This is a genomic window from Lacimicrobium alkaliphilum, assembly GCF_002591895.1.
Taxonomy (GTDB): Bacteria; Pseudomonadota; Gammaproteobacteria; order Enterobacterales; family Alteromonadaceae; genus Lacimicrobium; species Lacimicrobium alkaliphilum.
On the sequence record NZ_NISX01000008.1, the window covers coordinates 190398 to 197753 of the forward strand.

Below are 7356 nucleotides of genomic sequence, written 5' to 3' on the forward strand. Positions count from 1 at the left end.
TGACATATGCCGCCCCGGCAGGGGCGGTCTGTTTGACGATTAGAAGTTAATACGGATACCCGCCAGGTAACGCTTACCGTAGCGCTCAACCTGATTCGGCGTTACAGACGAACCTGTGTAACGGATATCCACTGCATCGGTAAGGTTATTGGCGTTAAAGTACAGCGAGGCTTCAGCCCCCATCAAGTCCACTGGCAGGGCATAGCTGATGGCAATATCCATACGCTCCTGGCCATCCCAGTATTCCGGACGGCTGACATTTTCAGTGGTGGTAAACCAGTCATCACGCTGCTGATAGTTCAGGCGTATGGACAAACCGTGGTTTTCATAGAACAGCGAGGCATTGAAGATTTGATCCGATGTGCCCGGCAGGCTGTAAGTCTCGCCGTGGATAGTTTCAAACTCGCTGTCCAGCAAGGTCAGGTTCGCACTGAAGCCAAAGCCATCCAGCGCGCCCATTTGCATAAAGTCGGCGAAATCGGCGATCAGGTTCAGCTCCACCCCGCTGAGATGGCCGTCATTGCCATTAACGGCTTGCTGGTAGCTCCAGCTTGCGCCAGCCAGCGGTGGGATATAGTCGCCAGCATCGACGGTACTGGATTCAACATAAATCACCTTATCCATCTGACGGTAGAACGCCGCAGCGCTGAACATGCTGGTGTCACCAATATAATGCTCATAAGAAATATCGGTACCCACAATATTCTCTTCTTCCAGCTCCGGGTTACCGGCAACCACCTGGCTAAACGCTGGCAATACAGAGGTAGTGGCGCGCCACTGACCATAGTCAGGGCGACTCACGCCTGTGGTCAGTGACCAGCGCAGCTTTTGATCCGCAGAAAGCGACCAGTTCAGATGCAGGCTGGGTAAGACATTAGTGAAGTCGTTTTTGAATTCGCCCTGAGGACCGGTGGAAGCAAAATCTGTTTGCTCAATACGTACCCCATACACCATATTACCCCAGCTTAGTTCTGTGGTACTCATGGCGTAAACTGAGGTGATTTCTTCGTTCAGGGTAATCAGATCGCCAGCCGGAACCGGATTTGCTGCGGAACTGTCTGCTGCGGCCCAGTCACGACGCAAGCCGATATTATCGAAATAGGTGGCGCCGATGCCATTGGTAAAATCACTGTGCCATGGCTTGTCGGTATCGTAATCGGCCACATTGATAGTGCCGGGGAAGCTGTATAGTTTATCCAGATCGTAAACCATGCCGTAACCATCGGCTTTGCGATCATCGATTTGCAGACCCAGTTCAATAGTACTGTCGAGGCCGAACAACCTGGTATTTTTCTCCGCATCCAGCTTATATTTGGTAGCGTCGATATCCATGTTGCTGCGAATATCCAGCACTAAATCTGCAGCGAACTCAATCGACTGAACGGGTATCCCGGTCATTGTTGTGGGTGCATACAGGGTAGCGGAGGGATCTTCCAGGTCGCTGATGTCATATCCGACCGCCGCCGTACCACCTACACTGCGTAAGATTGGTAAAAACGTATTATTCGCAGTTTCGGTCTGGTTTATCCGGGCTTCAACAAACCAGTCAGCCAGTCTGAAATCTGCACCCAGGGTATAGGTATCCGTTGAGTTATTGTACACACCATATTCGAGCATGCGCTCCACCAGCGCCAGAGGCACATAACCCTGTGTGCCACCAGGCAGGCTCATGGGTGGGGCACCTTCAGGTAACTGTTCATTCATGGCTTCCAGACCATCGGCCAATCCCAGCACATACTGATTGCGCTGCTCATGATCGGTAAACTCACTGCTCAGGACAGAGACAAACAGCCGGTTGACGCCGTTATTAAAGCGGTACTCAATTTTGCCGCCCAGCGCCTCGTCTTCACGCTTAAGAATATAACTGCGGTAATCGAGCATAGCGATAGCGTCATCCTGCCAGTCCAGCTCGCGGTTATCGGTAATCTGTTCCCGGCTGTTTTGCGAACCAAACAACATAAAGCCCCAGCTGTCATCAGACCAGGACAGGTTGAGGCTGGATTTTTTGATATCGCCGCCACCCAGTTGCTGTTCACCCAAGCCCAGATCCAGAGCCAGAGAGAAGCCGTCAAACCTGAACGGGTCGTGGGTTTCAATATTGATAAAACCTGCTACTGCATCCCCCGGCATGGCGGGGGTAATAGCCTTGTTCGCTTCCAGGCGACTGGTAATAATTGCCGGAAAGCTATCGAAGCGGGCAATACGACCATTTTCAGCGCCGGGGATGACCATGCCATCGATAGCGATTGGCGAATACTTAAAGGGTGCGCCCCGAAAGTTAATATAGCGTGCCTGGCCCTGATCCCGTTCAATAGCAAGCCCGGGAATACGGCCCAAAGAGTCGGCCAGATTCTGATCGGGGAAGCGGCCAATGGTATCGGCGGAAATTATATCCATCAGGTTAGTGGCATTTTTTTTCGCGTCTATTGCCGCTTTCTGGCTGTCACGAATAGGTGATGCGATTGCCATCACTTCTTCGATGCTCTGATCGCCGTTGACACTGGTCTGCGCCAATGCCCCTGCTGAGGTTAATGTCGTCAGACCAGCAGACACCAGTACAGCCAGTCTGGATTTTTTACTTACAAACATATATTACCGTCCCTAAAGATTAAGTGTGTGTTGCTGTCAACGACACAGATCATTGGGCAACTTTATTGCAGTCAGGTTAAAGGGAGGTTTAATTAAAAAAAGAGATATCTCTAAAATATAATCATTTGATATTTATGGATTTTTATTTTTTCTTTATTGAGAAATAATCCGTAGTTTGTCATCAGGTACCGCCAGTTGATACTGATGCCGGCCGCTTTTCTGGTCGCGTCTGACGTTAAACAAATAACCGGCGGCCAGGGTTTCCCCCAGTATTTCGTGCAGCTTGTCTTTGAGTTTATTGCGATTCTGATCCAACACTTTGGAGCGCAATCCCTGGCGCTGCAAATCATTGATCGCTTTACCATGACCGGCGTGATTCTGCATCAATACTACCAACTGTCCAGCCGCTACAGGATCGGGGCGGTCTGCTGCCGGATTAATATACCAGCCTTCACCATCGGCCAGTTTCAACGCGGCATACCACTGATAATAGTAAAACGGGGTTTGTGGCAGTCGACACTCAAGCCCATGGATCACCACCTTATGTTCGTCGGAGTAAAAGCGCACATCATCCTCACACTGGGCGATGCTCAAAGCCTGAGACAAACTCTGAGTGTGCATGTAGCCCCGCTCAAACCATTGCCACTGGCTGTCTGACAGAGGCGCAATATCAACATTCTTAATCTTATCCAGCAATTGCAGCGGGGATTCATCAGAGAGCCCCGACATCAGTTTAAACGCCTTTTGCTGATGGCGGTTCAGCGCCTCAATGGCTATTGCCAGTTGCAATGCAGTCTTCTCATCGGCGCCATCCTGCACAAAACGCTTCTGCCATTGCCGGGCCAGGCTTCCCAGAGGTACGGGTAATAAGGCAAACACAAACGCTGTCGACAATGCCAGAAACAATTGGCTGAGGCCGAGTACCAGCCAGTTGCCGGAACAGGACATCTGCAGATAGGCCGTTTGCTTGTCCAGCCCGTGGTACCAGTTGAACGCCAGTACTCCGGAAAACCATCCGCTGGCGAGTTCTTTTTCACCATATAAATCCACCAGTCTCAGCTGACATTCACCCAGCACAGTTAACGGACTGGCATAATGACTGTGCTGCAGATCCCGGTTAATCGACGCCATCAGGCGTTCATTTCCTGAGGAACCGGACAGGCTGAAAGCATGTACATCAGCAAGCTTAACACTCAGCACGGGCAGTAACTGATGCTTTACCTGATAGTAAAACAGCCCCTTTGGTAACGCCCAGGCCAGGGGCAGAAACAACAGCAAGCACAGAAAAGTATGACGGCAGATGCGTCGCAGCCGAACAGACGTCATAAACAGTCCGGCGCAGCGATTTCGGGCATACGCATGTCTTTGCTCAGGGCCTGATAGACCTGTATCGACCTTTGCATTGCGCAGCGCAATGAAGGATCGGTAATGCGTTTGCGCACGTACCAGCTTCCCGCATCGACATTTTCGGCGATCAATGTCTTTTGCAGGACGAGAGGTGCCAATTGGTCTGCCACCCAGTTGCCGCCGGGGATGATATCGATTTCACCTGCTTCCAGGGCATCGTACATGGCTTTCATATTCACAAAGTAACTGATATTCAGTTGGGCCAGTTTAAGTCCGGCAGTTTTTAACGAATCCAGAGGTAACAGGAAAGAGGTTTTGCTGGTGCTGTGATCGAGCAAGCCGATGCGTTTACCTTCCAGAAAACCCGCCTCCAGACGCGGCGCTTCGCCCAGGCTGAACCAGTACACGTTGTAAGTGGACGAAGGTTGCAATACATCATAGTAATGGTGAAAGTCCGGCACCAGGCCACGCATCACATGCTCGCGGTTCCAGATCACATCATAATCTTCGTTAATCAACTGCTCGGCGGTAAGGAAATCCCGCGAATGCCAGCTGACCATAACCTCAGCAAAATGCTGGCCGATGTGCCTGGACTGGCACAGGAATTCCGCCTGCTGCTGAGCCATCGACGAGGTAATCGTTAGTACCCTGAGAATTTCGCTGTTACCGGAAGCCTGAGCAACGTTGCAACTCACCGATGAATAATCGGATAACGGAAAGGATGTGGAATAGGGCGATAGTAAAACAATATTCAGCGCCAGGAAAAACGCAACCACAAGAACCTTCAGGGCAAGATGTATCCGATAGGAACAACTTCTGAGCATCGTCTCAACACATTGCCGGAGAATTAAAGCTGCCATGGTAAGACAAGAATGTGACAAAAATATGCACGGACCCGCTACCCTCTGTAACGCCGTAAATACACTGATTAATTCACCAATACAAAACGGCCTGTGATATTTTAACTGGCGCGGGCAGGTCGCCGTCAGGTAGCGAGTAAAACAGACTTTGTGGTGATTGCTTTGGGCCAACCTCACATTGCTTTTTTGCATGTCAGATTCCCGTAAGCAAGATAAGGCAGCTAGTTCAGCCTTTGACTGAATGAGTATTGACAGTAATCAGCTTCAAAGCAAAGGTGCTGAGATCATGAGGCTTTCTTTTTGGTTGCTGCATAGGCCATTGATTTTTTTACCTGATTACCGATAACTGAACTATAACTCAACCAATGGCAAAACCTTACGCTCTGTCACCAACTCAACCGGGATAAAAAATGAATAACATGTCGATACAACAACGTTTTGCTTTGTGGGCGGGAATCAGTCTATTTGCCGTTGTCATAGGTTCCGCTGTTGTCGGTATCTGGCAGTTTTCTGTTACCAAGGAGAGGCTCGCAGCGCAAAGTGAGCAAGTCATCAGAGCGCAGGTTGAAGACTACCTGAAAACCATGTCCCAGGAAATTGCTCTTTCAATGTCGGGCAACCTTGCCCAGGGCCTGAACAAGGCACAAAGCCTCGCCAACAGTATGGCGACTCTGTCGCGCTACGAAATCGACGACAAACGCAGTCTGGCTTTGGACACTCTGGCGGAGGTGTTACTCGATAACCCTGATTTTCTTGGCACCTATGTCAATTTCGAGCCCGATACCTTTAACCAAAATGACGCCGATTTTTCTGATACCAGAGGCAGTGACGGTGACGGGCGTTTTATTCCTTACGTGACACATCAATCGCAGGGTAATGTTCTGGTTGAGAATCTTGAAGGTTTTTTGGACCAGAGCAGAGATAATAATGGTGTCAGAATCGGTGAATACTACCTTTGTTCAAAAGACAGTGGCCGCAGTTGTATCATTGACCCCTATTTATATCCCATCGACGGTGTTGAAACGTTACTGACCAGCCTAGTGGCCCCGATCAAACAACAGGGCCGCTTTATAGGCATTGCCGGTGTGGATATCTCTGCTGCATTCATACAACAGCTGACGATAGATTCGGCAGACAGTTTATACCGGGGCAACAGCGAAGTTGTTCTGTTAAGCCCGCGCGGTATCATTTCCGGGCATAGCGCCAATGCTGATGTTGTTGGCCGCAATACCAGTGCATTGTCTGGCTCCGTTAGTCGCAATATTGAGCGCAGTGTCAACAACCAGGAAATTGTGGTTTCAATGCAGGGTGATAACGTCGAAGTGGTTACCCCCTTTGCCGTTGCCGGTTTACCGGAAAAGTGGATCGTTGCCATTTCAGTGCCGACCCAGCTTGTGATGCAGGCGGTTTCAGAACAAAACCAGTTGCTAGATAGTGCTCAGGGCAGTTTTTTCGGCTTTATGCTGATGGCAGGATTAGTCTTGGCAGCCGCGGGTATTATCGTAATATGGGTTGTATCTCGCAGCAGCATCCGCCCCTTATTGAATATGACCGAGCTGGTTTCATCGATTGCTGAGGGTGAGGGCGATTTGACACGTACCATCGACATCAAACGCAAGGATGAAACAGGTGAACTGGCCGGTTATCTGAATATATTCATTGGTAACCTGCGCCAGATGATCCGGCAAATGGTGCAGGTTGGCGATCAGGTCAGTCAACTGGCAAAGCAAAGCAACAATATCTGCGAATCTACCGCCGGGCAAGTAAGTCATCAGCAAGTGCTGATTGAGCAGGTAGTGACAGCCATTACGCAAATGTCGAGCACAGCCCAGGAGGTGGCAAGCAGTGCATCAAATGTTGCGGATGCGGCAACCCGGGCTGATGATGCTGCGCAAAAAGGCAATGAGATGATGCAAAGCACTACCGCTTCAATCAGTAAAGTGGCAAAAAGCTCTGAACAAGCCAAAATCGCAATGAACGAATTAGAACAGAACAGTGAAAGCATTATAAGCATCCTGTCTGTCATTCAGGCTATTGCTGAACAAACTAATTTGCTGGCACTTAACGCGGCCATTGAAGCAGCCCGGGCTGGTGAGCAGGGGCGCGGCTTTGCCGTGGTCGCTGACGAAGTCAGAGCTTTGGCCAGCCGTACTCATGATGCAACTGGCGATATCCAGGCGAAACTCAGCACCTTGCAGGCAGGTAGTCGTCAGGCAGCCGGGCTCATGAGTGAGAGTGCTGAAATGGTCACGGCTACTGTAGAGCAGGCCAGTCATTCCGAAGCTGCACTGGCAGAAATCAAACAGGCCATTGGTGAAATAAAAGAGATGACCTTCCAGATAGCGACAGCAACGGAAGAGCAAAGCGCTGTGTGTGAAGATGTCACTAAGAATATTACCGAGATCTCTCTGGTAGCAACTGAGACCGCCGAGGGTGCGCAACAATTAGACAAAGTAGGCAGCGAACTTGATGGCGCTGCATCATCGTTGAACAAACAGCTGTCGGCCTTTAAAGTATGAACCGGCTAATTACCGAGTTATGGCACCGAGGCTTATCTGAT

The 7356-nt window shown here is 50.1% G+C and carries 4 protein-coding genes; 1 reads left to right on the top strand and 3 read right to left on the bottom strand.

The features are described 5' to 3' along the window. Positions 1–39: 39 nt before the first annotated feature. From CDA54_RS09855 to CDA54_RS09865, 3 genes are all read right to left on the bottom strand, one after another. The gene (locus CDA54_RS09855) at positions 40–2589 is read right to left on the bottom strand and encodes a TonB-dependent receptor (protein WP_099034830.1); all 2550 of its coding nucleotides are present in this window, start codon (positions 2587–2589) and stop codon (positions 40–42) included. A gap of 153 nt (positions 2590–2742) precedes the next feature. After that, complete coding sequence (locus CDA54_RS09860; RefSeq protein WP_099034831.1) at positions 2743–3915, bottom strand: hypothetical protein; 1173 nt, start codon at positions 3913–3915, stop codon at positions 2743–2745. Then, the gene (locus CDA54_RS09865; RefSeq protein ID WP_143452282.1) at positions 3912–4796 is read right to left on the bottom strand and encodes an amino acid ABC transporter substrate-binding protein; all 885 of its coding nucleotides are present in this window, start codon (positions 4794–4796) and stop codon (positions 3912–3914) included. Before CDA54_RS09865 ends, CDA54_RS09860 begins: the two co-directional genes overlap by 4 nt. A gap of 410 nt (positions 4797–5206) precedes the next feature. Between CDA54_RS09865 and CDA54_RS09870 the strand changes: the two genes are divergently transcribed. After that, positions 5207–7315, top strand: coding sequence for a methyl-accepting chemotaxis protein (locus CDA54_RS09870; protein ID WP_099034833.1), 2109 nt, complete (start codon positions 5207–5209; stop codon positions 7313–7315). The last annotated feature ends 41 nt before the right edge of the window (positions 7316–7356 follow it).